This window comes from Streptomyces sp. NPDC051636 (assembly GCF_044453765.1).
Classification (GTDB): Bacteria; Actinomycetota; Actinomycetes; order Streptomycetales; family Streptomycetaceae; genus Streptomyces.
This window is the reverse complement of record NZ_JBITDA010000011.1, coordinates 1-24,533: the sequence shown is the minus strand read 5'-3', so window position 1 is coordinate 24,533 and position 24,533 is coordinate 1. Positions and strand designations below refer to the sequence as shown.

Here is a 24,533-nt window from a genome sequence, read left to right as displayed (position 1 = left end):
GGATGCGGGGCGGCCGGGTGTGACGCGGACGGCCGCGTTGCGCCCCGAGGGCGGCCGCGCGGTGGCGTGGGGCCGTCGTGCCGCTGTCGAAGGGCGGGCGCCCGCCCGGTCGCCGGGCGAGGCCGTCCCTCAGCCGGGGCGACACCGGGCCCTCAGGAGCGAGCTCCGATCGGGGGCGGCCCTTGCGCCTCAGGAGTGCGACAGTTGCCCGGTGCCGCCCCGCCGACGTATGCGCTCCCGCTCGCGCTCGGCGGCTCGCGCCCCCCGGCGGGCGGCGCGCCGCTCACGCCGCAGTGAGCGGGCCGTACTGCTCGGCACCGACACCACGCCGTTGCGCTGGTTCCACACCTGGCGGGTCACCCACACGTCGACCGCGCCCCAGGTCGCCACGACCGTGCTCACCACACTGCTGATCACCATCGGGAACGCCAGCCACGACCCGGCCATGGTGCACAGGAAGGCGACCATGGCCTGAATGAGCGTCACAGCGATGATGAGCACCGCCCGCACGGCCGCCGTCCGCACCGGATCGGGCAGCCGTCGACGCCGCGCCGGCTCCTCGACCCACAACGGCCGGTAATACTGCTGCTGTTGCACCCCGGCCGACTTCCCGTCACGCCCTCGCGACGGAATGTCGCGATCCGGCGCCTGTGGTCCTCTCAGCTCCTTCGAGCGCACCGCCGCGCCGTCCTCGGACGCCATGCGCCGCTCCGCCGTGCCCATCACCGTGTCACTCCCCACCGCCGGCTGACCGCTCGCTCCGGTGTCCGAAGACACCAACTCCCCAGTCGCTGCCCGGCTTGCGCTGTTTTATGCCGCCCGGATGCGGGATGCGGCTCCTGTGGCCGATTCCGCACTCATCTCCCATGGAGAAAGACGAACAACAGACCACGAAGATTCCCAACCACCGTAAAGTTCTGGCCAACCGGCCCGCCGAACCGATCCCGTCCCTCTCCGCCCCACCTGGCTCAATCGCGGTGGCAATCTCCCGCAATGCCCGGACAACTCGCCATGTCTCGCCGTCAGTTCGGAACGTCAGCCTCCGGACACGTCTTCGAGTTGGAGGCGTGGCGGTAGTAGGCTCGCGCCGTTTGTTGACGCACATGTGTACCCCCGGCCGTCGGGGGTCGAGCTGGGGGAGGCCATGCGCTTTCGCGGGAAGTCCGTCCGCCGGAAGATCGTGGCGCTGCTTCTCGTGCCGCTGGTGTCGCTGACCGCGATCTGGGGCTTCGCCACGGTGCTCACCGGGCGTGACGTGGCCCAGCTCCTCCATGTGACGGACATCGTGGAGGACATCGGCTATCCCACTGAGGACACCGCCCGCGTGCTGCAGCAGGAACGGCGCCAGACTCTCGTCTACCTCGCCGACCCCCGCGCCTCCGACGCGCTCACCGCGCTGCGACGCACCCGGGCCGCCACCGACGAGGCCATCCGCAAGGTGCGCAAGAACGCCAAGGACTCCGACATCCTCGACGGCATGGACGCGGACGACAACGAGCGTCTCACCGCGGTCCTGGACGCCTTCGGTGACATCGACTCGCTGCGCCGCAGCGTCGAGGAGGGCACCGTCGACCGCGCCCAGGCCCTGGACCTCTACAACCGCCTCGTCGACCCCTGCTACAACCTGCTGGCCTCCCTCGACGGCATCGACGACGTCGAGATGGACAAGCAGGCCCGCGCCCTCGTCAACATCACCCGCGCCCGCGAACTGCTCTCCCGCGAGGACGCCCTGGTCGGCTCCGCACTGGTGGTCGGCAAGCTCTCCGCCGACGAGACCCGGGACGTCTCCGACCTCGTCGCCCAGCGCAGCCTCCTGTACGACATCAGCCTGCCGCTGCTTCCGACGTCGGAACGCGAACGCTACGAACGCTTCTGGAAGAACGCCACCAGCGCCCCGCTGCGCGCGGCCGAACAGGACGTCATCGCCGCCCGCTCCGGCACGCCCCACGACGTCAGCGCCAAGATCTGGGACGCCGCCGCGGGCAACGTGCTCGACGAGCTCCGCACCCTCGACGACCAGGTCGGCGACCGCTATCAGGACCGCGTCCGCCCCGTGGCCGTGGGCGTGATCGTCCAGGCCGCCGTCGCCGGCGTCCTCGGACTGGTCGTCCTGCTGCTCTCCGTCGTGCTGTCCGTACGCGTCGGCCGCGGCCTCATCCGCGATCTGCGGCAACTCCGCCTGGAGGCGCACGAGGCGTCCGGCGTCCGGCTGCCCAGCGTGATGCGCCGGCTGTCGGTGGGCGAGCAGGTCGACGTGGAGACCGAGGTCCCGCGCCTGGAGTACGACAAGAACGAGATCGGCGAGGTCGGCCAGGCGCTCAACACCCTGCAGCGCGCCGCCGTCGAGGCCGCCGTCAAGCAGGCCGAGCTGCGCGCCGGGGTCTCCGAGGTCTTCGTGAACCTCGCCCGCCGCAGCCAGGTGCTCCTGCACAAGCAGCTCACCCTGCTCGACACCATGGAGCGCAGGACCGAGAACACCGACGAGCTCGCCGACCTCTTCCGTCTCGACCACCTCACCACCCGTATGCGCCGGCACGCCGAAGGCCTGGTGATCCTCTCCGGTGCCGCTCCCTCGCGGCAGTGGCGCAAGCCCGTGCAGCTCATGGACGTCGTCCGGGCCGCCGTTGCCGAAGTCGAGGACTACGAGCGCATCGAGGTCCGCCGGCTGCCGCGTGTCGCGGTCACCGGCCCGGCCGTCGCCGACCTCACCCACCTGGTGGCCGAACTGCTGGAGAACGCCACCGTCTTCTCGCCGCCGCACACCGCCGTCCAGGTGCTCGGCGAGCGGGTCGCCAACGGCTTCACCCTGGAGATCCACGACCGGGGCCTGGGCATGGCGGCCGAAGCGTTGCTGGACGCCAACCTCCGGCTCGCCGAGACACCCGAGTTCGAGCTCTCCGACACCGACCGGCTCGGCCTGTTCGTGGTCAGCCGGCTCGCCCAGCGCCAGAACGTCCGCGTCTCGCTGCAGCCGTCGCCCTACGGCGGCACCACCGCCGTCGTCTTCATCCCCGACGTACTGCTCACGGACGACGTCCCGGACACCAACGGCGTCGGCTTCCGTCTCGACCGGGAGCGGACCGCGAAGACGGCCGCCCGGGGGGAGAGCCGCACGTCGTCCCTGTCTCCGGCGCCCGCGCAGCGGCCCGGCCTGTCGGCCTCGCTCCTGGACGGGCCGGTCGAGCTGGAGGCACCCGCCGACCTGGACGCCCTCGACGACTTCCCGGGCGCCCTCAGCGAGGAGGACGGCGAACGCGGCAGCCTGTTCCGGCCTCACCGCTCCCTCACCGGCGTGTACGACGAGACGCCGGCCCGGCTCGGCGAGCACCATCAGCAGGCCTCCGGGGCCGCGGACCGGCCGGATGCCGACGACCGCCCGAACGCACCCGTCCCGCTGCCCCGGCGCCGTACTCCCAAGCTGGTCAGCTCGCACGGGCGGCCCGTCGCCGAGCAGCGGTCCCGGCGCGACGAGGCCGACGAGAAGCCCCTCGTCGGTTCCGGCCCGCGCCGGCCGGAGGCGGACCCGGGCCCGGCTCCACTGCCGACCCGCCGCCGCGGCGAGGAGGCGGCCCGCCGGGGAACCGGACCGGTCGAGCGCGTCGACGAACGAGCCCAGTCCCCGGCCACCGGGCGGGACGAGCCGGCCGGGGCCCCCGAGCTGCCCCGGCGGACCCGCCGCCCCGCGATCGCTTCCGGCGAGGCCGTCCCAGCCGCCGACGGCGCGTCCCGGGACACCGCATCCGGCGCCGGACCGCTGCCCAGGCGTGTCCGGCAGGCCAGCCTTGCCCCACAGCTGAGGCAGGATCCCGAACGGGGGGCCGAGCGCGAGGCGGACCCCGTCGAGCGCGATGCCGACGAGGTACGCAGCCGAATGGCCTCGCTCCAGCGCGGCTGGCAGCGTGGCCGTGAGGAGAACGCCGAGGGCGACGGGGCCCGGAACAGCACAGCAAGAGGAACGACTAAGGGGGACGGTCGATGACCGCACCGAAGACGACCGGCCACAGCGCTACGAACAACGGGGGGCTGAACTGGCTCCTCGACGACCTCGTCGACCGGGTAGCCAGCATCCGCAAGGCCGTCGTGCTCTCCGGCGACGGCCTGCCCACGGGGGTGTCCAAGGACCTCAGCAGGGAGGACAGTGAGCACCTGGCCGCCGTCGCCTCCGGCTTCCACAGCCTCGCCAAGGGCGTCGGCCGCCATTTCGAGGCGGGCAACGTGCGGCAGACGGTCGTCGAGCTCGACGACGCCTTTCTGTTCGTGACGGCCGCGGGCGACGGCAGCTGCCTCGCCGTCCTCTCGGACGCCGACTCCGACGTCGGCCAGGTCGCGTACGAGATGACACTCCTGGTCAAGCGGGTCGGTGTGCATCTGGGCACCGCACCGCGCACCGATCTGCCCGCCGGCGGGTAGTGGGATGACATGAGTGGAGACGGTCAGGGAAGAAGCCACTGGTTCGACGACGAGGCCGGACCGGTCGTCCGCCCCTACGCCATGACGCGCGGCCGCACCACGAGTGCGGCCCAGCACCGCCTCGACCTGATCGCGGTGGTCGTGACGGAACCCCAGGCGGACGACCCGGAAGCGGACCAGACGCTGTCCCCGGAACACGTGGACATCGTCGAACTGTGCCGCCAGGCCCCGCAGTCGGTCGCCGAACTCGCAGCCGAACTCGATCTCCCGATCGGAGTGGTACGGGTCCTCATCGGCGATCTGGTGAACGAGGAACTCGTCCACGTCAACCGTCCGGTACCCCCGGCGGAGCTGCCGGACGAGAGTATTCTGCGCGACGTGATCAACGGCCTCCGGGCGCTGTGAGCGGCGCGGAGCGGGGTAGTGACGTGACTGGCTGGCAGTTCTGGGTCGACCGAGGCGGCACCTTCACCGACATCGTCGCGCGACGCCCGGACGGCCGGCTGCTCACGCACAAACTGCTGTCCGACAACCCGGCCCGATACGCCGACGCGGCGGTCGCCGGCGTGCGCACGCTCCTCGACGGCTCCCAGGAACCCGTGGAGGCCGTCCGCATGGGCACGACGGTCGCCACCAACGCACTCCTGGAACGCGAGGGCGCGCGCACGCTCCTGGTCGTCACCCGAGGATTCCGCGACGCCCTGCGCATCGCCTACCAGAACCGCCCCCACATCTTCGCCCGCCGCATCGAACTGCCGGAGCTGCTGTACGAACGGGTCGTCGAGGTCGACGAACGCATCGCGGCCGACGGCACCGTCCTGCGCGCACCCGACCTGGACGCGCTGGCGGGCCCGCTCCAGGAGGCGTACGACGACGGAATCCGCGCCGTCGCCGTCGTCTGCATGCACAGCCACCTCCACCCCGCCCACGAACGGGCCGTCGGTGAGCTGGCCGCCCGCACCGGCTTCCCGCAGATTTCGCTGTCCAGCGAGGTCAGCCCGCTGATGAAACTCGTCCCGCGCGGGGACACCGCCGTCGTCGACGCCTATCTCTCGCCCGTGCTGCGCCGCTACGTCCAGCACGTCGCCGGTGAGCTCGAAGGCGTACGGCTGATGTTCATGCAGTCCAACGGAGGGCTCGCCGAGGCTGGGCAGTTCCGCGGCAAGGACGCCATCCTCTCCGGACCCGCCGGTGGCATCGTCGGCATGGCCCGCATGTCCCAGCTCGCCGGCTTCGACCGCGTCATCGGCTTCGACATGGGCGGCACCTCCACCGACGTCTCCCACTTCACCGGCGAGTACGAACGCGTCTTCACCACACAGCTCGCGGGCGTCCGGCTGCGCGCCCCCATGCTGGACATCCACACCGTCGCCGCCGGCGGCGGCTCGGTCCTGCACTTCGACGGCTCCCGCTACCGGGTGGGACCGGACTCGGCCGGCGCGGACCCGGGACCCGCCTGCTACCGCGGCGGCGGCCCGCTCGCCGTCACCGACGCCAACGTCATGCTGGGCCGCATCCAGCCCGCGCACTTCCCCAAGGTCTTCGGCCCCGGCGGAGACCAGCCCCTCGACGCGGAACTCGTCCGCGACCGCTTCACCGCCCTCGCGCGCGAGATCCGCGAGCGGACCGGCGACGACCGCACGCCCGAGCAGGTCGCCGAGGGCTACCTCCGGATCGCCGTCGCCAACATCGCCAACGCCGTGAAGCGGATCTCCGTGCAGAAGGGGCACGACGTCACCCGCTACGCCCTCACCACCTTCGGCGGCGCGGGTGGCCAGCACGCGTGCAGGGTCGCCGACTCGCTCGGCATCCGCACCGTCCTCGTGCCGCCCATGGCCGGCGTCCTCTCCGCGCTCGGCATCGGCCTGGCGGACACCACCGCGATGCGCGAGCAGTCCGTGGAGGCACCCCTGGAGACCGCCTCGACGGCGCGTGTGCGCAAGACGGCCGACGAGCTGGAGGCCGGGGCCCGCGCCGAGCTCCTCGCCGAGGACGTCCCGCAGCACCGCATCAGAGTCACCCGCCGTGCCCAGCTCCGCTACGACGGCACGGACACCACCCTCACGGTCGAGCTGAACGAGCCCGGCATCATGAGGCACGCCTTCGAAGAACGTCATCGCGCCACGTACTCCTTCACCCTCGACCGCCCGATCGTCGTCGAAGCCCTCTCCGTGGAAGCCACCGGCATCACCGAACCCCCCGATCTCTCCGCACTCGCCCCCTATGAGGGCCACGCCGCCGCCCCCGAGACCGTCCGGCTGCACACCGGCGGCGCCTGGCGCGACGTACCCCTCCACCGCCGCGAGGACCTGCCTCCCGGCGAGACCGTCACCGGCCCCGCGATCATCACCGAGGCCGGCGCGACGACCGTCGTCGACGAGGGCTGGCGGGCCGCCTCGACCGATGACGGGCATCTGGTCATGGAACGCGCGGCGATCACGCAGAGTTCCGATCTCGACACGAAAGCCGATCCCGTTCTCCTCGAGGTCTTCAACAACCTCTTCATGTCGATCGCCGAACAGATGGGCGCCCGGCTGGAGTCCACGGCCCAGTCCGTCAACATCAAGGAACGCCTGGACTTCTCCTGCGCCCTGTTCGACCCGGACGGAAACCTGGTGGCCAACGCCCCTCACATCCCCGTCCACCTGGGCTCCATGGGCACCAGCGTCAAGGAGGTCGTCCGCCGCCGCGGCGACGGGATGCGGCCGGGCGACACGTACGCGGTCAACGACCCGTACCACGGCGGCACCCACCTGCCCGACGTCACCGTGATCACCCCCGTCTTCGGCACGCCCGGCGCGACGGACACGGACGGTGACCGCAGGATCCTCTTCCACGTCGCCTCACGCGGCCACCACGCCGAGATCGGCGGTATCGCACCGGGCTCCATGCCCGCAGGCAGCCGCACCATCGAGGAGGAGGGCGTCCTCCTCGACAACTGGCTGCTCGCCGAGAACGGCCGGCTCCGCGAGGAGGAGACCCTCCGCCTGCTCACCGAGGCGCCCCACCCCTCCCGCAACCCCCGGACCAACCTCGCCGACCTGCGCGCCCAGATCGCCGCCAACCAGAAGGGCGTCGACGAGGTCGGCCGCGTGATCGAGGACTTCGGCCTCGACGTCGTCGAGGCCTACATGCGGCACGTTCAGGACAACGCCGAGGAGGCCGTCCGCCGCGTCATCGACGCCCTGGACGACGGCGAGTACGCCTACGAGACCGACTCCGGCGCCGTCATCCGCGTCCGCGTCCGCGTCGACCGCGCGAGTCGCCGCGCCACCATCGACTTCACCGGTACGTCCGCGCAGCTCGCCACCAACTTCAACGCCCCCTTTTCTGTCGTCAACGCGGCCGTGCTCTACGTCTTCCGCACCCTGGTGGCCGACGACATCCCGCTCAACGACGGCTGTCTGCGCCCCCTGGACATCATCGTGCCGCCCGGCTCCATGCTCGCCCCCGAGCCACCGGCCGCCGTCGTCGCGGGCAACGTCGAGACCTCCCAGGCCATCACCGGAGCCCTCTACGCGGCACTCGGCGTCCAGGCCGAGGGGTCCGGGACCATGAACAACGTCACCTTCGGCAACGACCGCCACCAGTACTACGAGACCGTCGCCTCCGGATCCGGCGCCGGCGACGGCTTCCCCGGCGCGAGTGTCGTGCAGACCCACATGACCAACTCGCGCCTGACCGACCCGGAAGTCCTGGAGTGGCGACTGCCCGTGCGGCTCGAGGAGTTCGCGGTCCGGCGGGGGAGCGGCGGCGCCGGCCGCTGGCGCGGCGGGGACGGCGCGGTGCGCCGCATCCGGTTCGGCGAGGCCATGACCGTCTCCACGCTGTCCCAGCACCGCCGGGTCCCGCCGTACGGCATGGCGGGCGGCTTCCCGGGCGCCCTGGGCGCCAACCGTGTGGAACGGGCCGACGGCACGGTCACCGCACTTGGCGGAAGCGACTCGGCGGACGTCGGCCCCGGCGACGTACTCGTCATCGAAACCCCTGGTGGCGGTGGCTACGGGCAACCGTCACCCGACCCCCATCAAGCAGGAGAAGAGATCAGATGATCTTCGGGCGTTCTGAGCGCGGCAAGCCCCCGGTCGAGCCCGTCACGCTCAAGATCCTCGTGGCCGGCGGCTTCGGCGTGGGCAAGACGACCCTCGTCGGCGCGGTCAGCGAGATCAGGCCGCTGCGCACCGAGGAACTGCTCACCGAGGCCGGGCGCCCGGTCGACGACGTCAGCGGTGTGGAGGGCAAGCGCACCACCACCGTGGCCATGGACTTCGGCCGCATCACGCTGCGCGAGGACCTGGTGCTGTACCTGTTCGGGACGCCCGGGCAGGAGCGGTTCTGGTTCATGTGGGACGAGCTCTCCGAAGGCGCGCTCGGCGCCGTGGTCCTGGCGGACACCCGTCGCCTGGAGGACTGCTTCGCCGCCGTCGACTACTTCGAACGGCGTTCCATACCTTTCCTCGTCGGCGTCAACTGCTTCGAGGGAGCCGCCCGTTACCCGGCCGAGGACGTCCGTCAGGCCCTCGACCTCGACGACAACGTACCGCTCGTGCTGTGCGACGCCCGTGACCGGGAGTCCGTCAAGGAGGTGCTCATCGGAGTCGTCCGGCACGCGATGGCGTACGCGGCCGACCGCCGTGCGCCCGTGACCACCTGACGCACCGCCAGGGACGGGCACGGCCCGTACCCCCGCCGACCGGGGTACGGGCCGTGGTCCGTGAGGCTTCCCACGCGCGTGTGTCCCGCGCATCCGGCACGCCTGTGTGGAGCCCGTCTACCCCCGATCGCCGAATTCAGCCGTCCTTCGACGCGGTTATTCCGTGCCGTCTTCCAGCCAGCCGAAGCTCTTCTCCACGGCCTTGCGCCAGTTGCGGTACTCCCGGTCACGCACCGACGCGTCCATGGCGGGCATCCACTCCGCGTCCTTCTGCCAGTGCGATTTCAGCTCGTCGAGGTCGTTCCACACGCCCGTGACGAGACCGGCCGCGTACGCGGCGCCCAGGCAGGTCGTCTCGGAGACCCCGGGCCGGATCACCGGCACCCCGAGGACATCCGCCTGGTGCTGCATGAGCAGGTTGTTCTTGGTCATCCCGCCGTCCACCTTCAGGGTGGTGATCCGCACCCCGGAGTCCTGGAACATGGCGTCCACGACCTCCCGTGTCTGCCAGCTGGTCGCCTCCAGTACCGCGCGCGCGAGGTGTGCCTTCGTCACGTACCGGGTCAGGCCCGTGATCACCCCGCGCGCGTCGGAGCGCCAGTAGGGGGCGAACAGGCCCGAGAACGCGGGCACGATGTAGGCGCCGCCGTTGTCCTCCACGCTCGCTGCCAGCGTCTCGATCTCGTCGGCGGTGCGGATGATGCCGAGCTGGTCGCGGAACCACTGCACCAGCGCGCCCGTTATCGCGATCGAACCCTCCAGGCAGTAAACCGGTGCCTCACCGCCGATCTTGTAGCCCATGGTCGTCAGCAGCCCGCTCTTGGAGGCAACCGGCCGGTTGCCCGTGTTGAGGAGCAGGAAGCTGCCCGTGCCGTAGGTGTTCTTCGCCGATCCCACGTCGTAGCACGCCTGTCCGAACACGGCCGCCTGCTGGTCGCCGAGCGCGGATGCGACCGGCACGCCGGCGAGTTGGCCGACGGCCGTTCCGTAGACCTCCGCGGAGGACCTGATCTCGGGGAGGACCGCTTCGGGCACGCTCATCGCGGAGAGGATGGACGTGTCCCACTGGAGCGTCTCAAGGTTCATCAGCATGGTGCGCCCGGCGTTGGTGACGTCGGTGACGTGCCGCCCGCCGTCCGTGCCTCCGGTGAGGTTCCAGATCAGCCAGGAGTCGATGGTCCCGAAGGCGATCTCACCACGCTCGGCGCGGTCCCTGAGCCCCGGCACGGTGTCCAGCAGCCAGGCCGCCTTGGGACCGGAGAAGTAACTTGCCAGCGGTAACCCGGTCTGCTCGCGGAAGCGGTCCTGCCCGTCCCTGCCACCCAGTTCGTGGCACAGGGCCGCGGTACGGGTGTCCTGCCAGACGATCGCGTTGTGCACCGGCTTGCCGGTGGCGCGGTCCCACAGGACCGTCGTCTCGCGTTGGTTGGTGATACCGAGCGCGCTGAGCTGGTCGGCCCGCAGCCCGGCCTTGGCGACGGCCCCGGCGACCACCGCCTGGACCTTGGACCAGATCTCGGTGGCGTCGTGCTCCACCCAGCCCGGCTTCGGGAAGATCTGGCGGTGTTCACGCTGGTCGACCGCGACTATCGCGCCGCGGTGGTCGAAGATGATGCAGCGGCTCGAGGTGGTGCCCTGGTCGATCGCGGCGACGTACTTCTCGGCGTTGTCCGTCATGGCTGCCCTTTGGTCGCTGGGTCAGAAGGCTGCTTTGTAGATGAGGCCCGCGAGCGCCCCTCCGATCAGCGGGCCGACGACAGGGATCCAGGCGTAACCCCAGTCGGAGGTGCCCTTGTTCGGGATCGGCAGGAAGGTGTGCACGATGCGCGGGCCCAGGTCGCGCGCGGGGTTGATGGCATAGCCGGTGGGCCCGCCCAGGGAGAGGCCGATGCCGACGACGAGCAGCGAGACGATCAGCACGGTGGTGCCGGACTCGCCGAGCCCCCTGGTCAGCCCGAAAGCGAGAATCGGCAGGACGAGGGCGATCGTCGCGATGATCTCCGTGATCAGGTTGGCGACCGGATGAGGGATCTCCGGGATGGTCGAGAAGATGCCGAGGGTGGGCACCGGTTCGTCGGCGGTCCCCTCGGTGGTGCCTTCCGTACGGACGTTGGCCTGGAACTGGGCGAGATAGACCAGGTAGGCCAGGAGAGCGCCGAGCATCGCGCCGACGATCTGGCCCAGCAGGTAGAGCCAGACCTTGCCCCACTTGCCGGTGTCGACGGCGATGCCGATGGTGACCGCGGGATTGAGTTGACCGCCGGAGAGCGGGGCGGCGGTGTACGCGCCCGCCAGCACACCGAATCCCCAGCCGAACGCGATCACCACCCAACCCGAGGCCCGTGCCTTGGAGTACCTGAGGGTGACGGCGGCGCACACCCCGGCACCGAAGAGGATCAGGATCGCGGTGCCGATGACCTCGCCGACGAATATGTCTCCGTTGCTCATGGCGGCTCCTAGGCGCTGGTCCGGGGAGGGAAAGGCCCGGTGGCCCCGCCCCCGACTGCAGGGACGTTTCCCTTGGCGACTTCAGCCGAAGGCAGGGAATGACCCGCGCCCCGCCCGGCGTCGGTGACGAGCGTGCCGTGACAGCCGAATCGCTTGTGGGGGAACGGGGCGTGACTCAGGAGGAGCCCGCGCGGCGCAGTGCCTGAATACGCCGAGAATGCACGGCGATGTCGACCGATACGGGAAGTGTTCACCGGTGCTCTGGGAGCGTCAAGGTTGCTGACACCAACGGTGACAAGGCCTTCCGGGGGATCAACGGCCGTGTCCTGGCGGGCACTCGGTTCTGCGGGCAGCTCAACCGGTGTGCCAGGGCGTGCAGGAGGCCCGGAGCTCGCCGCCTGTTGTGCCCGCCCGGCGCGGTGGCCGGGAGCCGGCAGCTGCGTGCCGGGGCTGCGAATCGGGGCGCGGCGGCCGGAATACCGAGGGCACCGCGGGCGGGAGCGGGGAGCCGGGGAACCGCTCGGCTTGTGACTCGGCAGCCCCCGGCCTCCCCGGAGCCCGCTCAACCGGTGCGTCGCGGCGGGCAGGGAACGGCCCCTCAGCCCAGTGGTTCCGCGGCCGCGTACCCCGCCTGGGCGGGCGTCGCTCCCGAGCCGCGCCGGACCTCCAGGCCGGGAAGCCCCGCACGCCCCAGTACCCAGCTCGCCCCGCTCAGCGACTTCGCCGCCTTCTTCAGCGGCGCCAGACACGCGGCCGCCTGCCGGTGGTCGCTCACGCTGCCCGGCGGGCACACGACCGTGGCCAGGGACAGGGTGACCGGTCGGCCGCCAGCCGACCAGGGCGCTTCGAGTACGGCGGCGACCAGCGGCTGAAGCCCCTCCTCGTCCGCCAGCACCAGGAAGTCGTCCCCGCCGATGTGCCCCACGCGCGCGTGCCCGGTCACCGCCTGCTGCAGCGCCCGCCCCACCGACCGGATCAGCTCGTCGCCCGCGGCGAATCCGGCACTGTCGTTGACCTGTTTGAAGTGGTCGATGTCCAGCCAGCTCAGCGCGAACCCCCGCCCGTCCGCGATCCGCCGGTCCACCTCCCCGGTGATCGCGTCCGAACCGGGCAGCCGGGTCAGCGGATTGAGTCCGGCGGCCTCCTCGACCCTGGTCTCGGCCAGCGCCCGTACGAGGTCCGCGAGCCGTACGACGCCCACGCACCGCCCGTAGTGGTCCACGACCGCCACGTCGTCCGAGGTACGGTCCCGCCCGCCGACCGCCACCACGTCCAGGACCTCCCAGGCCGTGGCGTCGACACCGACCGTGCGCGGTGGGTCGCCCAGCTTGACGGCGGGCCGGTCGGCGTACAGGGCGTGCCCGTAGCGGCCCGACATCGTGAGCAGGAAGCGGGAGCGGTGCACCGACCGGACCGGTACTCCGGCCTGGTCGACGAGCAGCACCCCGGACACGTCCGGCGAGCAGGTCAGCAGCGCCCGCACCTGGCCGGCGGACGCCGTGACCGGGAGCAGAGCGGCGGGTCGCACGAACTCCCGCACCGACGGGTCCGACCGGGGCACGGCTCCGTGAGCCGGGGAGCGGGGCGGAACGTATACGTCCGCCATGGGGATCCGGGCCGGCGGCGCGAACAGCTCGCCCTGCGCGAGCTGTGCCCCGGCGGACATCGCGGCCGCGCACTGCAGTTCGGTCTCCACGCCCTCGACCGACAGCAGGGCCCCGAGCTGCTCGCACAGCGTGCGCATCGCCCGCACCGCGGCCGGCCGCGCCAGCAGCGAGGCGTCGAGCTTCAGCAGGTCGGGAGCGAGGTCGGTCAGCAGCCGCAGGGGCACATCACCGTCCCCGATGCCGTCCGCGCTGATCCGGAAGCCCTGTCCGCGCAGTGCCGCCACCGCCTCCAGCAGCGCCTGCTGCGGCACGTGTGCGAAGGGCGGAACGACGTCGAGCGTCACCTCCCACGGCATCCTGCCCGCCTCGCGCACGGCGTCGCGCAGGGGGGTGAGGCCGCCCAGGTCGGCGAGGGTGGCCGCGAACACGTTGATGTGCAGCGGCAGCATCGTCTCCTTGCGAACCGCCGCCCTGAGGGCCGACACGACCAGCCTGCCGTCGAGCTCCGGGTCGCGGCGGGCCTCGGCCAGGATGTCGCCGCTCTCCGGGCGGGCGAGTATCTCCAGTGCGGCCACCCCACCGGTCCTCAGGTTGACCACCGGCTGGAAGGCGAAGCGGAGAGTATCCGTCCAGGAGTGCACGGTTGTATGGTGGCGCCGCCCGCGCCCGCCCAGGCGCAGTTCATGAGACGTTCACGCAGCATTCCGGGACGATCACAGAGCGTAAGGCGAACCCTGTGACACGCCTGTCACGCCGCCCCGGTCACCACGGCTCCTGCGCGCCGCACCTCAGCGCACCGCGATCACCGAGGAGCCGTGCCCGAACAGTCCCTGGTTGGCCGTGATGCCCACGCGTGCTCCCGCGATCTGCCGATCACCGGCGGTGCCCCGCAACTGCCAGACCAGCTCGCACACCTGGGCGATCGCTTGAGCCGGAACGGCCTCCCCGAAGGAGGCGAGCCCGCCACTGGCGTTCACCGGTATCCGGCCGCCCAAAGCCGTCGCGCCCTCCCGCAGCAGCTTCGCGCCCTCTCCCTCGCCGCACAGCCCCAGATCCTCGTACCACTGCAGCTCCAAAGCGGTGGACAGGTCGTACACCTCGGCCAGGGACAGGTCCTCCGGGCCCACGCCCGCCTCCTCGTAGGCGGCTCGGGCGATCGACGCCCGGAACGTCTCCTCCGGTGGCTCCACCGCCGCCGCCGAGTCCGTGGCGATGTCCGGCAGGTCCAGCACGGTACTCGGGTAGCGCGGCGTCACCGTGGACACCGCCCGGATCCGCACCGGGGCCGCCACGCCGCGCCGGTGCGCGAAGTCCGTGCCGGACAGCACCAGCGCTGCGCCGCCGTCGGAGGTCGCGCAGATGTCGAGCAGCCGCAGCGGATCGGCGACCACCGCGGAGGCGGCGACCTCCTCGGCGGTGACCCGCTTGCGGTAACGCGCGTACGGGTTCAGGGCCCCCAGGGCCGCGTTCTTTACCTTGACCAGCGCGAAGTCCTGCGGGGTGTCCCCGTGCACCGCCATCCGGCGCCGTGCGTACAGCCCGAAGTACGCCGGGTTCGTCGCCCCGAGCAGCCGGAACCGCAGCCAGTCCGGATCGTCGGGCCGGTCCCCGCCTCCGGGCCGGAAGAAGCCCTTGGGGGCCGCGTCCGCTCCGACCACGAGCACCGTGTCCGCGAGCCCGGCGAGGATCTGAGCCCGCGCCGCGGCGACCGCCTGTGCCCCGGACGCGCACGCCGCGTACACGCTGGTGACCCGGGCGCCCTGCCAGCCCAGGGCCTTGGCGAACGTCGCGCCCGCGACATACCCCGGATAGCCGCCGCGCACCGTGTCCGCGCCCACCACCGAATCGATGTCGCGCCACTCCAGTTCCGCGTCCGCGAGGGCCGCGCGGGCCGCCGCCGCCCCGTACTCGGCGAAGCCGCGCCCCCACTTGCCCCACGGGTGCATGCCCACGCCGAGCACCGCCACGTCCGCCGTCACGCCGTCACCCCCGTCGGCCGCCAGTGCCAGATCGTCCAGGTCGTGTCCGCGTCCGCACACAGCACTCCCGGGACGACCTCCGCCTCCATGCCCACCGACAGATCGGCGACGGTGATCCCGGGCACCGCCTGTCCCAGCACCACGATCCGCTCGGACTCCAGCTCTGTAGCGATCAACGCGCAGGGTTCCCACGGAAGTTCCGGATCGCTCACATAGGGTGACGGCGGCCGGTACCGGCTGTCGGTGTACGACCAGATCCGCCCCCGCCGCGACAGCGGGACCTCCTCCAGGTCGCCGCCCCGACACCCCGGATTACGGCAGTGGACGTCCTCGCGGGGGAAGTAGACCGACGCGCAGGCCGAACAGCGCGTGCCGAGAAGCCGGAAGCCGTCCCCTTCACCGGTGAACCAGCCGGCGACCGCAGGCGTGCGAGTGCGCGACAAAGCCCCTCCCCACTATGGATCTGACGGGACGTCAGAAGTGTGCCACGGGCAACCGGAGATGGGCAGGCCGTACCGCAGAACCGGACAGCCCTGTCCGGCGTCGTGGTATCGGGAGTGGTGGCCGGGGCCGACGGGGGTGGCACCGGCCACCACTCCGTCCTCCTGCGATGCGGAGTCCGCCCACTTTCGGAAGACGCCCCTCCTGTGATCGGATACAGTCCGCGCGTGTCCGAAATTCAGCACCTGACCGCCAACTCCGTACCGAACTCTCACTGTTCGAGCTGCGGAGCGCCCTACGGAGAGGGAGTCTCCGGCTGGCCCCGCACCTGTCCGTCCTGCGGGACCGTCGGCTACCGCAATCCGCTGCCGGTCGCGGTCGCCCTCCAGCCCGTGTACGACACCAAGGGCACCGCCCTGGTCGTCATCACCCGAACCGTATCCCCCGCGCGCGGGGGCACGGCCCTGCCGGGCGGCTACATCGACGACCGCGAGGACTGGAAGCAAGCCGTCGTCCGCGAACTCAAGGAGGAGACGGGCATCGACGCGGCTGCCCGCGACGTGCGTCTCGTCGACGCCATGAGCTCGCCCGACGGACACCTGCTGCTCTTCGGGCTCCTTCCGGAACGCCCCGCCGACGGACTGCCGCAGTCCGCCCCGACGGACGAGACGGAGGGCTGGCACCTGCTGCGCAGACCGGAAGAGCTGGCCTTCCCGCTGCACACGCTGGCCGCGCGGGCGTGGTTCGAGGGCCGCTACGTCTGAGACCGCCTCACGCCAGTCCCCGTATGCGCACCGGGTAGGGCGGCTCGCTCGCGCCATCCTCCCGCTCCCGGACAACGACCAGCCGCCGGCCCTGCCAGCGGGCGACGTAGTGCTCGATCTCCGGTTCGTCCCACCCGTCGCCCGCGTCCGGCACGACCAGCCCGGCACCGGTGCGTCCCCGGACGGGCGCCCACACCTCCAGCTCCAGCCCGCCGTCGCCGCCCCGCACGGGTAGGACGGCCCCCGCGCGCGCGAGCACCGGGATCCGCGACAGGGGCGCGTCGACGAGCACCTGCCCCGGTCCCTCGTACACCTTCTCCGTCACCGTGTCGTACCAGCGTCCCCGTGGCAGTTGCACCACACGCCGGTCCGCGCCCGGATCGAGCACGGGCGCCACCAGGAGGCAGTCGCCCAGCAGGAACGCGTCCTCGCAGTCCCGCAACGCGCGGTCCTCCGGCGCACCCCACCACAAGGGCCGGACATAGGGCGCGCCGGAACGCCGGGCCAGGTGCGCCAGCGTCATGAAGTACGGCAGCAGACGCCGGCGCTCCACGAGCGCCACGCGCGCGTGCTCCAGCACCTCCGCGCCGAACTCCCACGGCTCCCTCCGCCCCGCCCGCAGGCTCGCGTGCGTACGGAACAGCGGCAGATACGCACCGAGTTGGAACCACCGCAGATACAGCTCCGGCGAGGGGTTCCCGTCGAACCCGCCCACATCCGGCCCCGAAAACGGCACCCCGCACAATCCGAGCCCCATCACCAGCGAAAGGGAGGCACGCAAGCCCGGCCAGCCGGTGGCGACATCCCCGGACCACGTGCCCCCGTAGCGCTGCATCCCGGCCCATCCCGAGCGCGAGAAGAGGAACGGCCGATTCTGCGGCGCCAGTTCGCGCAGCCCCTCGTAGCCCGCCCTGGCCATGCACAGGGCATACACGTTGTGCGCCTCCTGGTGATCGCCGCCGCGACCCTCCAAGCAGTGCCGGGCCGAGCGCGGCAGGGTGGACTCGCCGAAGGCGTTGAACGACGTCGGCTCGTTCATGTCGTGCCAGAACCCGGCGAAGCCCTGCGCCAGGCGCTCCTCGTAGAGCCCGCCCCACCACTTGCGCACGCGTGCGTGCGTGAAGTCCGGATAGACCGACTCACCGGCCCACACCACGCCCCGCACCGTCCGCCCAGAAGCATCCCGCACGAAGGCGTCCAGGGCCGCCCCGCTGTCGTACACGGCATTGCCCGTGGCCGCCTTCACCGCCGGATCGACGATCGACACCAGCCGGATCCCGTCCCGGCGCAGCTCCTCCGCGAGCACCGGCAGCTTCGGGAAGCGCTCCTGGTCGACCGTGAACACCTGATGCGCGTCGTAGTGGTCGATGTCCAGGTGGACGGCGTCCAGAGGCAGACCACGCTCCTGGTAGCCCGCGACGATCCGCCGCACCTCCTGCTCGCTGCCGAAACCCCAGCGGGCGTGATGGTGCCCCAGCGCCCACGCCGGCGGCAGCGCGGGCGCGCCGCTGAGCGAGGCCCAGGCGTGCAGCACTCGCGTGGGGGTGCCCACCATGACCCAGCAGCGCAACGGGCCGCCATCCACCCTCAGCTCGGACCTCCCGGCACGGTCGTGACCGGAACCGGCCCCCTCCTCGCCCTCCCGCAGGGTCACCGTCCCGTCCCACGACGTGTCGTGGAACACCAGATGCGTGGCCGCGTCCGACACCACCAACTGGACGGGCATGGTGACGTACAGCGGATCGTCGCCCGGAGTGAAGGCGCGGCCGGGATCGGTGTTCCACAGCCGGTACGTCCCGTCACGCAGCCGCGGGCCCGACGCCCGGCCCCCCAGCCCGAAGAAGCGCGCGTCGGCCGCCACCTCCGACCGCTGCATCCAGCGCGCCGTGCCCCCGCCCACCGGCTCCCACCACCGCGGCGGCAGGTCCCGGCGCAGCATCACCCCTCCGGGCGTGTACACCTCGACCGCACCGTGCCGGGAGACGCCGACCGTCACCCGCTCCGCCACGACCCGCCAGCCGCCGTCCTTGTCCGGCTCCAGGACCGCCCGCGGATCGGGCTCCGGACACCGTCCCGCCAGCGCGTACGACGGCTCCGGGCCGGCCCCGTCCCAGCCCCAGAAGACAGCCCCGTTCACCGCCACCGTGATCCGCAGCTCGGACCGGCAGAAGCGGACGACACCACCCCCCGGCCCGGGCTCCGCACCCCGCACCGGACCGGGCACCCGCGCGCGCTCGGCACCCCGTGGCGGCAGCCCGACGGCGTCGGTACGCCTCCTGCGCCACGCCGCCCGTATGGTGCGCAGCCCCTGTACCGCCCCCGTCGAGCTCACCACCTTCACCGAACGCACCAGGTCACGACCGTCCATGCTGCTCACCCTGCCATTGACCGCCCCGCGCGCGCGTGTCGTTCAACTGCCGTTCACCCGTGCCGGGGCCACATCTTCACGACACGGACTATGTGGGGCGCGCCCTGGTGTAGAAGTCGATCACATGGCATCGTCCGTGTCAGCCGCGTACGCGCACACCCAGCCCGTGCGCGACCGACGCCCACGAAGCGCACAGTCCGGGAGCCGCCCCATGTCGACCGTGAACCCCCAGCCGCTCTGGCAGCCGGATCCGGACCGAATCGCCCGAGCCCGGATCACCCAGTTCCAGGCCTGGGCGGCCGACCACCACGGCGCCCCGTCCGAGGGCGGCTATCCCGCACTGCACCGCTGGTCCGTCGACCACCTGGAAACGTTCTGGAAAGCCGTCACGGAGTGGTTCGACGTACGGTTCTCCACGCCCTGCGCGCGCGTGCTGGGCGACCGCTCGATGCCCGGCGCCGAATGGTTCCCCGGGGCGAGGCTGAACTACGCCGAGCAGGCCCTGCGCGCCGCGGCGGACCGCCCGGACCAGCCCGCCCTCCTGTGCGTCGACGAAACCCACGAGCCCCGCGCGGTGACCTGGTCCGAGCTGCGCCGCCAGGTCGGCTCCCTGGCCGCCGAACTGCGCGACCTCGGCGTACGTCCGGGGGACCGGGTGAGCGGCTACCTCCCGAACATCCCGCAGGCTGTCGTCGCCCTCCTTGCCACGGCCGCGGTGGGCGCGGTGTGGACCTCATGCGCGCCCGACTTCGGCGCCCGCAGCGTCCTCGACCGTTTCCAGCAGGTCGAGCCCGTCGTCCTGTTCGCCGTCGACGGCTACCGCTACGGCGGCAAGGAGCACGACCGCCGCGAGATCGTCGCCGAGCTGCGCCGCGACCTGCCCACCCTGCGCGCCGTCGTCCACATCCCCCTGCTCGGCACCGAGGCACCCGAAGGCGCCCTGGACTGGTCGGCTCTGACCTCGGCCGACGCGGAGCCGGTCTTCGAGCAGGTCCCCTTCGACCACCCCCTGTGGGTGCTCTACTCCTCCGGCACCACCGGCCTGCCCAAGGCCATCGTCCAGTCCCAGGGCGGCATCCTGGTCGAACATCTCAAGCAGCTCGGCCTGCACTGCGACCTGGGCCCCGAGGACCGTTTCTTCTGGTACACCTCGACCGGCTGGATGATGTGGAACTTCCTCGTCTCCGGCCTCCTCACCGGCACGACGGTCGTCCTGTACGACGGCAGCCCCGGATACCCGGACACGGGCGCCCAGTGGCGGGTCGCCGAACGCACCGGAGCCACCCTGTACGGCACCTCGGCCGCGTACGTCATGGCCTGCCGGAAGGCGGGCGTGCACCCCTCCCGCGACTTCGACCTCTCCCGGGTGCAGTGCGTGGCCACCACCGGCTCGCCCCTGCCCCCCGACGGCTTCCGCTGGCTGCACGACGAGGTCCGCGAGGACCTGTGGATCGCGTCGGTCAGCGGCGGCACGGACGTGTGTTCCTGCTTCGCGGGCGCCGTACCGACACTCCCGGTGTACACCGGAGAACTCCAGGCGCCCTGCCTGGGCACCGACCTGCAGTCCTGGGACCCGGCCGGGAAGTCCCTCGTCGACGAGGTGGGCGAGCTCGTGGTCACCAACCCCATGCCGTCCATGCCGATCCACTTCTGGAACGACCCCGACGGCAGCCGCTACCACGACAGCTACTTCGACACCTACCCCGGCGTCTGGCGCCACGGCGACTGGATCACCGTCACCTCACGGGGCTCCGTCGTCATCCACGGCCGCTCCGACTCCACGCTCAACCGGCAGGGCGTCCGCATGGGCTCGGCCGACATCTACGAGGTCGTCGAACGCCTCCCGGAGATCAAGGAATCCCTCGTCATCGGCATCGAGCAGCCCGACGGCGGCTACTGGATGCCCCTGTTCGTGCACCTGGCACCGGGAGCCGTACTCGACGAGGCCCTCCGGAACCGCGTCAAGCAGGCCATCCGCGAGCAGCTCTCGCCGCGGCACGTCCCCGACGAGATCATCGAGGTACCCGGAGTCCCGCACACCCTCACCGGAAAGCGCATCGAGGTCCCGGTCAAACGACTCCTGCAGGGCACCCCCCTGGAGCAGGCCGTCAACCCGGGCTCCATCGACAACCTCGGCCTCCTCGGCTTCTACGAGGAACTGGCCCGCAAGCGAGCCTGACCAGGCCCGATCCCCCCACTGGTGCCGTACTGGTCCCGTGCGCAGCCCGATTGTCAGTGCCGCCGGTTACTGTGAGTGAGCATTGATCGACTGCGCACAGGGGGAAACATGGCGCACACCGACCACCAGACCACGCGACGCGTCCTGCGCCGCGAAATCGCCGGCACCATCGGCTTGCTGACCGACGAGCACGACTTCCGCGCCATGCGGCGCTACCGCAGCTTCACCTTCGACGACCACACCACCTACCTCCAGCAGGTCGAGGCCTTCCTCAGGACCCGCGCCTCCCAGGGCAGCCACACCACAGTCGCCCTCTTCGACCCGGAGGAGTACGCCGAATTCTGCGCGGAGAGCGGTCTCGACCCGGACCGCCCGTCGAGCCGCAGCCGCTTCACGGCCGAAATCGCGGCCACCGGCCCGACGATTCCCTACGACGGCCAGGCCCTCACCGACCTGGTACCCGCCCTCATCGACGAAGCCGTCCGACAGGCCACCTGGGAATACGCGACCACCTTGCTGGCCCGCCTCGGCCCCTGCCCCACCTGCGGCGAGGACATCGGTCGCGCGGCCTTCGCCCGCGCCTCCGCCCTCCTCGTCCGCATCCTCGACACCGCACCACCCGGCGACCGACATCTCGTCTGCAGCGTCTCGGGCACAGCCGAAGCACTCGTCTCCGTCCTCCACGCCGACGAGGACACCGACGGCACCCTCCATCTCGACGAGGCCGAGGTCCTCGAATTCACCACGGTCCTCGCCGTCGGCCTCGCCACCCGCAGCCCCGGCGGACTCGTCATGCGCACCAGCGCACAGGGCAAGACCGACCGCATCTACGGCTGGCGCCTGCGCGGGGACGGCCTGCAGCCCCTCACCGCGGGAGAAGTCTTCGACGCCTACTGCACCGACATCGAAACGGGCGACCTCATCTCCCCGGAATCAGGCGTCGACTACTGCGTGGCCCCCGACCTCGGAGAGGAGGGCACGGCCTCGGAACACCGCCACTGAACGCACCAGGGGCGCCCCACCCGCAGGCGGAGCGCCCCTGACAACAGCCGACGACGTGCCCGGCCCCGCCTACTCGCCGGACAGCACCGCCCGGGCGGCGCTGCGCGCCTCCTCGGCGCTGTCCGTCGCCCGCGCGGCCGCCGCCGCACGCTCGCACTGCGCCAGCGTGTACTTGGCCAGCGTCGCCCGGACATAAGGAATCGACGCCGCACCCATGGACAGGGAGGTGACACCCAGACCCGTCAGCACACAGGCCAGCAGCGGGTCGGACGCGGCCTCGCCGCACACGCCGCAGCTCTTGCCCTCGGCCTTGGCCGCCTCCGCGGACAGCGCGACCAGGTCGAGCAGAGCGGGCTGCCACGGATCCTGCAGGCGCGAGACCGCACCCACCTGGCGGTCCGCGGCGAAGGTGTACTGCGCGAGGTCATTGGTCCCCAGCGACAGGAACTCGACCTCCTGCAGAATCGAGCGCGCCCGCAGTGCGGCCGACGGGATCTCCACCATCGCACCGAACTTCGCCCGGAGTCCGGCCTCACGGCAGGCGTCGGCGAACGCCTTGGCATCGGCACGGTCGGCCACCATCGGGGCCATGACCTCGAGGTAGACGGGCAGCCCCTCCGCGGCCTTCGCGAGCGCGGTCAGCTGCGTGCGCAGGATCTCCGGGTGGTCGAGGAGCGTCCGCAGGCCCCGCACGCCCAGCGCCGGGTTCGGCTCGTCCGCAGGAGTCAGGAAGTCCAGTGGCTTGTCGGCACCCGCGTCCAGGACCCGCACCACGACACGGCCCTCGGGGAAGGCCTCGAGAACCCGGCGGTAGGCCTCGACCTGCTTCTCCTCGGACGGGGCGTTCTTGCTGTCATCGAGGAACAGGAACTCGGTACGGAACAGACCGACACCCTCCGCCCCGGCCTCGACGGCGGCCGGAACGTCCGACGGACCGCCCACATTGGCCAGCAGCGGAACCTTGTGCCCGTCGGCGGTGGCGCCCGGACCGGTCGAGGCGGCCAGCGCCGCCTTGCGCTCTGCGGCCGCGGCCTCGAGCTGCGCCTTCTTCTCCTCGGTCGGGTTCACGAAGATGTCGCCGGTGCTGCCGTCGACGGCGATCAGCGTCCCCTCTGCGAGCTCACCGGCACCCGGCAGCGCCACCACGGCCGGAACACCGAGCGCCCGCGCCAGGATCGCGCTGTGACTGGTCGGGCCGCCCTCCTCGGTGACGAAACCGAGGACCAGTGTGGGATCCAGCAGCGCGGTGTCGGCCGGCGCCAGGTCACGGGCGACCAGCACGTACGGCTCGTCGCTGTCCGGGACACCCGGCATGGGCACCCCCAGCAATCGGGCGACGATACGATTCCGCACGTCGTCGAGATCGGCCACGCGTCCGGCGAGGTACTCACCAGCGCCGGCCAGCAGCTCGCGGTACGCGGCGAACGCGTCGTAGACGGCACGCTCCGCCGTGCTGCCGACGGCGATGCGCCGTTCCACATCCGCCATCAGCTCGGGGTCCTGGGCCATCATGGCCTGCGCCTCGAGTACCGCCTGGGCCTCTCCGCCCGCCAGATTGCCACGCGCCATCAGATCGGCAGCCACAGCCTCCACGGCCTGGCGGGCACGCCCCTGTTCGCGCTCCGCCTCCTCCGTCGGGATCTGCTTGGCAGGCGGCTCCAGCACCGCAGTTCCCATGTGCCGAACCTCGCCGATCGCCACACCGTGGCTCACGCCGACGCCTCGCAGCGTTGTGTCCATCTCATCCGTCTCCGATAGTGCGGCGGGCCCCGCCGCCGCGATGGTTGTTCTGTTCACCGTCGGTACGACGGCACCGGCGTCATTTCCAGAGGAAGAGACTGTCGCCGGCCTTCACATCGCCGTCGTCACGGAGGTCGGAGAGGGACCCGGCCGTGGCCTCCAGCGCCACCACGGGGCACACCGCGGACTTGCCGGCGGCCTCCACAGCGGCCGGGTTCCAGCGCACGACGGCCTGCCCACGCGTCACCGTGTCGCCCTTGTTCACCAGCAACTCGAAGCCTTCACCGTTGAGCTGCACAGTGTCGATACCGAGGTGGGTGAGCACACCGTGCCCCTGCTCGTCGACGACGACGAAGGCATGCGGATGCAGCGAGACAATGACGCCGTCAACGGGCGAGACGGCCTCGGAAGGCTCCCGCACGGGGTCGATAGCGGTGCCCGGGCCGACCATGGCCCCGGAGAAGACCGGATCCGGCACGGCTGCCAGTCCGATGGCGCGTCCGGCAACAGGGGACGTCACGGTGGTCATGGGAAGCCTCCCAGGGGTGGAGATCAAGTGGGCCGTCACTGCCTGTCCCGGACGGCACACTGACAGCAGCGTATGTCATGGGAAGTGACGGTTCCGCATGGAAGTTACCGGGTAGAGGTCTAGACCACAAGCCCCAGCCATTTGCACCGTCTTCACGGCTCCGTGTACAGTCGTAACCCTGCTTGAGGCCGAGCGACGCGATCGAGCGTCCTTGCTCAGCAGCACCCAACTTGTCAGATCATCCTATCTCGGGATCACTTTCCGCATGCCTGCGGGAGGGTGGTCAGGGAGATGGAAAAACACTGATAGAGTTGGAGACACCGAAGGGAAGCCCGGAGGAAAGCCGCGAGAGAGTCTCTCGGGTGAGTACGAAGGAAGCGACCGTTCCTTGAGAACTCAACAGCGTGCCAAA

At 71.4% G+C, this 24,533-nt stretch carries 16 protein-coding genes and 1 pseudogene; 8 read left to right on the top strand and 9 right to left on the bottom strand.

The window, feature by feature from the left end:
• Positions 1 to 189: 189 nt before the first annotated feature.
• Positions 190 to 723: a hypothetical protein gene (locus ACIBBH_RS20415; RefSeq protein WP_399406840.1), complete on the bottom strand. Its 534-nt coding sequence runs from the start codon at positions 721 to 723 to the stop codon at positions 190 to 192.
• Between the two features lie 421 nt (positions 724 to 1,144).
• Between ACIBBH_RS20415 and ACIBBH_RS20410 the strand changes: the two genes are divergently transcribed.
• From ACIBBH_RS20410 to ACIBBH_RS20390, 5 genes and pseudogenes are all read left to right on the top strand, one after another.
• Positions 1,145 to 3,979 (top strand): nitrate- and nitrite sensing domain-containing protein, encoded by a 2,835-nt coding sequence (locus ACIBBH_RS20410; protein ID WP_399406490.1) that lies wholly within the window; start codon positions 1,145 to 1,147, stop codon positions 3,977 to 3,979.
• Complete coding sequence (locus ACIBBH_RS20405; RefSeq protein WP_399406488.1) at positions 3,976 to 4,410, top strand: roadblock/LC7 domain-containing protein; 435 nt, start codon at positions 3,976 to 3,978, stop codon at positions 4,408 to 4,410. Before ACIBBH_RS20410 ends, ACIBBH_RS20405 begins: the two co-directional genes overlap by 4 nt.
• A gap of 9 nt (positions 4,411 to 4,419) precedes the next feature.
• Positions 4,420 to 4,815: a DUF742 domain-containing protein gene (locus ACIBBH_RS20400; protein WP_399406486.1), complete on the top strand. Its 396-nt coding sequence runs from the start codon at positions 4,420 to 4,422 to the stop codon at positions 4,813 to 4,815.
• Between the two features lie 23 nt (positions 4,816 to 4,838).
• Positions 4,839 to 8,478 (top strand): annotated as a pseudogene (locus ACIBBH_RS20395) (hydantoinase B/oxoprolinase family protein).
• Positions 8,459 to 9,064 (top strand): GTP-binding protein, encoded by a 606-nt coding sequence (locus ACIBBH_RS20390; protein WP_399406484.1) that lies wholly within the window; start codon positions 8,459 to 8,461, stop codon positions 9,062 to 9,064. The pseudogene ACIBBH_RS20395 and the gene ACIBBH_RS20390 overlap by 20 nt, the downstream one beginning before the upstream one ends.
• Before the next feature lie 156 nt (positions 9,065 to 9,220).
• Here ACIBBH_RS20390 and glpK read toward each other — a convergent pair whose 3' ends face one another.
• The 5 genes from glpK to ACIBBH_RS20365 form a co-directional block, all read right to left on the bottom strand.
• The gene (glpK, locus tag ACIBBH_RS20385; protein WP_399406482.1) at positions 9,221 to 10,741 is read right to left on the bottom strand and encodes a glycerol kinase GlpK; all 1,521 of its coding nucleotides are present in this window, start codon (positions 10,739 to 10,741) and stop codon (positions 9,221 to 9,223) included.
• Positions 10,742 to 10,762: 21 nt separating this feature from the next.
• On the bottom strand, positions 10,763 to 11,512 hold the full coding sequence (locus tag ACIBBH_RS20380) for an MIP/aquaporin family protein (protein ID WP_399406480.1): 750 nt from the start codon (positions 11,510 to 11,512) through the stop codon (positions 10,763 to 10,765).
• A 598-nt stretch (positions 11,513 to 12,110) separates the two neighbouring features.
• Positions 12,111 to 13,760, bottom strand: a complete 1,650-nt coding sequence (locus ACIBBH_RS20375) for a GGDEF domain-containing protein (protein ID WP_399406478.1) — start codon at positions 13,758 to 13,760, stop codon at positions 12,111 to 12,113.
• 147 nt (positions 13,761 to 13,907) lie between these two features.
• Positions 13,908 to 15,098, bottom strand: coding sequence for a lipid-transfer protein (locus tag ACIBBH_RS20370; protein ID WP_399406476.1), 1,191 nt, complete (start codon positions 15,096 to 15,098; stop codon positions 13,908 to 13,910).
• A complete protein-coding gene (locus tag ACIBBH_RS20365; RefSeq protein ID WP_399406475.1) occupies positions 15,095 to 15,541 on the bottom strand; it encodes a Zn-ribbon domain-containing OB-fold protein in 447 nt (148 codons plus the stop codon). The genes ACIBBH_RS20370 and ACIBBH_RS20365 overlap by 4 nt, the downstream gene beginning before the upstream one ends.
• Before the next feature lie 225 nt (positions 15,542 to 15,766).
• Here ACIBBH_RS20365 and ACIBBH_RS20360 point away from each other — a divergent pair, with 225 nt between their 5' ends.
• On the top strand, positions 15,767 to 16,303 hold the full coding sequence (locus ACIBBH_RS20360; protein ID WP_399406473.1) for an NUDIX domain-containing protein: 537 nt from the start codon (positions 15,767 to 15,769) through the stop codon (positions 16,301 to 16,303).
• 7 nt (positions 16,304 to 16,310) lie between these two features.
• Here ACIBBH_RS20360 and ACIBBH_RS20355 read toward each other — a convergent pair whose 3' ends face one another.
• On the bottom strand, positions 16,311 to 18,671 hold the full coding sequence (locus ACIBBH_RS20355) for a TIM-barrel domain-containing protein (RefSeq protein WP_399406471.1): 2,361 nt from the start codon (positions 18,669 to 18,671) through the stop codon (positions 16,311 to 16,313).
• 211 nt (positions 18,672 to 18,882) lie between these two features.
• Here ACIBBH_RS20355 and ACIBBH_RS20350 point away from each other — a divergent pair, with 211 nt between their 5' ends.
• The gene (locus ACIBBH_RS20350) at positions 18,883 to 20,850 is read left to right on the top strand and encodes an acetoacetate--CoA ligase (RefSeq protein ID WP_399406469.1); all 1,968 of its coding nucleotides are present in this window, start codon (positions 18,883 to 18,885) and stop codon (positions 20,848 to 20,850) included.
• Positions 20,851 to 20,958: 108 nt separating this feature from the next.
• On the top strand, positions 20,959 to 21,852 hold the full coding sequence (locus ACIBBH_RS20345) for a hypothetical protein (protein ID WP_399406467.1): 894 nt from the start codon (positions 20,959 to 20,961) through the stop codon (positions 21,850 to 21,852).
• Positions 21,853 to 21,921: 69 nt separating this feature from the next.
• Here the strand turns inward: ACIBBH_RS20345 and ptsP are convergent, their stop codons facing one another.
• Positions 21,922 to 23,592 carry a phosphoenolpyruvate--protein phosphotransferase gene (ptsP, locus tag ACIBBH_RS20340; protein ID WP_399406465.1) on the bottom strand — a complete coding sequence of 557 codons (1,671 nt, stop codon included), beginning with the start codon at positions 23,590 to 23,592 and terminating at the stop codon, positions 21,922 to 21,924.
• Positions 23,593 to 23,671: 79 nt separating this feature from the next.
• Positions 23,672 to 24,121 (bottom strand): PTS glucose transporter subunit IIA, encoded by a 450-nt coding sequence (locus tag ACIBBH_RS20335; RefSeq protein ID WP_399406463.1) that lies wholly within the window; start codon positions 24,119 to 24,121, stop codon positions 23,672 to 23,674.
• Between the last annotated feature and the right edge of the window lie 412 nt (positions 24,122 to 24,533).

Bases quoted from the DNA above. Each gene is read 5' to 3' on its own strand.
- ACIBBH_RS20415 (WP_399406840.1), bottom strand. From the start codon at position 723: ATGGGCACGGCGGAGCGGCGCATGGCGTCCGAGGACGGCGCGGCGGTG.
- ACIBBH_RS20410 (WP_399406490.1), top strand. From the start codon at position 1,145: ATGCGCTTTCGCGGGAAGTCCGTCCGCCGGAAGATCGTGGCGCTGCTT.
- ACIBBH_RS20405 (WP_399406488.1), top strand. From the start codon at position 3,976: ATGACCGCACCGAAGACGACCGGCCACAGCGCTACGAACAACGGGGGG.
- ACIBBH_RS20400 (WP_399406486.1), top strand. From the start codon at position 4,420: ATGAGTGGAGACGGTCAGGGAAGAAGCCACTGGTTCGACGACGAGGCC.
- ACIBBH_RS20390 (WP_399406484.1), top strand. From the start codon at position 8,459: ATGATCTTCGGGCGTTCTGAGCGCGGCAAGCCCCCGGTCGAGCCCGTC.
- glpK (WP_399406482.1), bottom strand. From the start codon at position 10,741: ATGACGGACAACGCCGAGAAGTACGTCGCCGCGATCGACCAGGGCACC.
- ACIBBH_RS20380 (WP_399406480.1), bottom strand. From the start codon at position 11,512: ATGAGCAACGGAGACATATTCGTCGGCGAGGTCATCGGCACCGCGATC.
- ACIBBH_RS20355 (WP_399406471.1), bottom strand. From the start codon at position 18,671: ATGGACGGTCGTGACCTGGTGCGTTCGGTGAAGGTGGTGAGCTCGACG.
- ACIBBH_RS20350 (WP_399406469.1), top strand. From the start codon at position 18,883: ATGTCGACCGTGAACCCCCAGCCGCTCTGGCAGCCGGATCCGGACCGA.
- ACIBBH_RS20345 (WP_399406467.1), top strand. From the start codon at position 20,959: ATGGCGCACACCGACCACCAGACCACGCGACGCGTCCTGCGCCGCGAA.
- ptsP (WP_399406465.1), bottom strand. From the start codon at position 23,592: ATGGACACAACGCTGCGAGGCGTCGGCGTGAGCCACGGTGTGGCGATC.
- ACIBBH_RS20335 (WP_399406463.1), bottom strand. From the start codon at position 24,121: ATGACCACCGTGACGTCCCCTGTTGCCGGACGCGCCATCGGACTGGCA.